General features: G+C 59.3%; 3 protein-coding genes. 2 read left to right on the forward strand and 1 reads right to left on the reverse strand.

Translation table 11 applies throughout. The features are described from left to right. Positions 1 to 79 precede the first annotated feature (79 nt). On the reverse strand, positions 80 to 1,510 hold the full coding sequence (locus PHP98_12190; GenBank protein MDD5484388.1) for a nitronate monooxygenase: 1,431 nt from the start codon (positions 1,508 to 1,510) through the stop codon (positions 80 to 82). A gap of 170 nt (positions 1,511 to 1,680) precedes the next feature. Between PHP98_12190 and PHP98_12195 the strand changes: the two genes are divergently transcribed. Together PHP98_12195 and hflX are read left to right on the forward strand one after the other, a co-directional pair. Beyond that, positions 1,681 to 1,959 (forward strand): hypothetical protein, encoded by a 279-nt coding sequence (locus PHP98_12195; GenBank protein MDD5484389.1) that lies wholly within the window; start codon positions 1,681 to 1,683, stop codon positions 1,957 to 1,959. Next, the coding region (hflX, locus tag PHP98_12200) for a GTPase HflX (GenBank protein MDD5484390.1) at positions 1,944 to 2,749 on the forward strand (806 nt) is incomplete at its 3' end. The genes PHP98_12195 and hflX, both read left to right, overlap by 16 nt.

The raw sequence follows: 2,749 nt of genomic DNA on the forward strand, positions 1-2,749 counted from the left end.
GTGTTCTCATTGAGAAACATCGTTATTCAGTTCATTTTGGGTTGGGTTGCGGGCATGGGCCGAATTGGGGGACGGCATATCAAGCGTTTTTCAGTTCGGCCAGCAGGCATTGAATAACGTCCGCGGCGGTGTAGGAGTCGCGCCCCGGTTTGATAAAGCGGGCAATCTGATCAACGTCGTTGCCGGCGGTTACCAGCGCCAGTTCCTTTTCATGTTTGGAACGGATCTGGCCGAGGCCGACCGTGGCCGGAAGGCAATTGCAGATGCAAATCCGGCCTTCTGTTTCTTTAATGTCGCCGCCTTTGCGGAGGAAGTCTTCCACCGGTTCGGCGGGACAACGATACCCAACGGCGCCATCCGGTTTGCGATAGAGGTGCCGCAGGTAACCCAGATCGCAGACGCGTTTCCGCGCCCGATACAAATCCTTGTCGGAAAGCGTGCCGTTCATCGGCACCACTTTGAAAGGGAATCCGGTGGGAGAAGCAAGCGGATCGGTGAAGGCATGCGCATTGCCGGCGCGGCAGAGGGCAATGGCCTGTTTTCTCAGTCCGGGAAAGATGCCGGATTCCTCACAAAAGGCGAAGGCGGTTCCGATTTGGACGCCGGCGGCGCCGAGCCGCAGAGCTTCGGCCAGTTTGCCGGGCTGTCCGTAAGAACCGGCCAGCCAGAACGGCAGGCCGAGCGCCTTGATCTTGTCCAGATCGGGCACATCGCGCGGGCCGTAGACCGGTTCGCCGCCGTTGCTCAGGTGCAGGGGGCCGCGGGGCGGGGCGTTATGTCCGCCGGCGGTTTCGCCTTCCACCACGAATCCGTCCACGCGGCCGTTGGATTTGCGGGCCAGAGTCATGGCCAAAGTTGCGGAAGAGACAATGCCGAGGAAGAGGGGGCGTTTCAGCTGCGGGGCGTTGCCGGCGCAGAAATCTTTCGGGTCAAAAGTGGAAAGAAATTCCTCGCCAGGCAGGGCGCCTTCAACATCCACCTTTATTGCAGCGGCTTCGCCTTTGGAAAAATGATCAAGCACGCCCGGGATGCTGCGTGGAATTCCGGCGCCCATGAGGACATAATCCACCCCGGCTAGCATGGCGCCAAACAGCGTCAGCAACGTAAGGAGCTGGATTTTTTCCAGGAGGTTGATGCCGACCAATCCGTCGTGGCCTTCCTTGGCCAGAAAGACTTCCGCGAATGATGACACCACCGCCAGTTCGGAAAAGGCGCGGCCGGGCTTGAGCGTGGGCACGGCATTGAGCTTGAAAGGCGCGTCCGGCTGCTTTCCGCCCGGAATAAAATAATCTTCCAGCACGCGGCGGGCCATTTCGGGGATGGGAAAGCTCTGCAAGGCATGGCGCAGTTTTCCATCCAGATCGCCAAGCTGAAGGCGGCGGGAAATGATGCCCGGGAGCGCTGTTCCGGAAACAACGCCCATCTGGCTCAAACGGGATACGACCCGCGCCAGCTGCCAGCTGGACACGGCTGCCCCCAAACCGCCTTGAATGATCATCGGCTGCGTCATAATTAAAATAAAACAGGCAATCGCGCAATTCTTAAATTGCACGTCCGAAATTCTTACATTTGATTTCACGGTTGTCAATATTTTATTCGCGTTCAATCGCCGGCAATAATTGCATTGACTTTATGCTTTGTTCGGGACAATGTTTTTCATGCGCGGGGGGAACCAGAAGAATGAAATTGGTGCCGAAACCGGTCGGTAAATGCTACCGCTGTCTCCTGAATCTGGGCGATCATTGCTGGGTATTTGCTTTTCCGCGCCTTCAATGGAGCGGGAAGAAATGCCCGGGATTTGAAAACGAGGAGCTTTACCGTCAGTTTGCCGAATGGCAGGATTCGGCGCACGTCAAAACCCGCCGGCAGATCAGGCGGGAAAAATTCCGTTCGGCCAGGCCGGTCCGCCGGTTGTTTTATTCGCGCAAAAAAAGCGCGAAACGATGTATAAAGAAGTAAAAGATCAAAGGCCGGCCGAGCGCGCCTTGCTTGTCCAGGCCGTCATCGGGCGCCGGAACGTTGCCGAGGCCGAGGACTCGCTGCGGGAACTGGAGCGTCTGGCGGACACGGCCGGCGCGCGCGTCGTGGGGTGCCTTACCCAGCGGCGGGAACGCCCCGACGCGGCTTTTTTTGTGGGCCAGGGGAAGACCGCGGAAATCCAGCTTGCCTGCCGCGCCAGCGCGGCCGGCATGGTCATCTTTGACAACGAGCTTTCTCCCGTCCAGGTCAATAATCTTGACCTTTCCCTCGGGGTCAAGGTTATTGACCGGACCGAACTGATTATGCAGATATTTGCCCGCCGGGCGCGGACGGCGGAGGCCCAGGTTCAGATTGAACTGGCGCAGTTGCAGTACCTGGCCGCGCGCATTCCGGTTTCCGAGCGCCAGCATCGCTTTACCGGCGGCATCGGCATGCGGGGGCCCGGCGAGAGTCCCTTCCAGCTGCGCCGCGCGCCGATGGCGGCGCGCATTGTGCGCCTGAAAAAAAAATTGCGGGAAATGCAGAAACACCGCGCGCGAACCCGCGTCCGGCGGTCCTGGCCGCTGGTCGCGCTGGCCGGCTACACGAATGCCGGCAAATCCACCCTGCTTAACGCGCTGACTGCTTCGGAAGTTTATGTGGATGACCGTCTCTTTGCCACGTTGGACACCCGGAGCCGCCTGCTTTATCTGCCGTCCGGCCGCAAAATTATGCTGGCCGACACGGTCGGATTCATCCGCCATCTGCCGCCCGGCCTGGTGGCTTCATT

The sequence above is a fragment of the Kiritimatiellia bacterium genome (assembly GCA_028715905.1).
GTDB lineage: Bacteria > Verrucomicrobiota > Kiritimatiellia > JAAZAB01 > JAAZAB01 > JAQUQV01.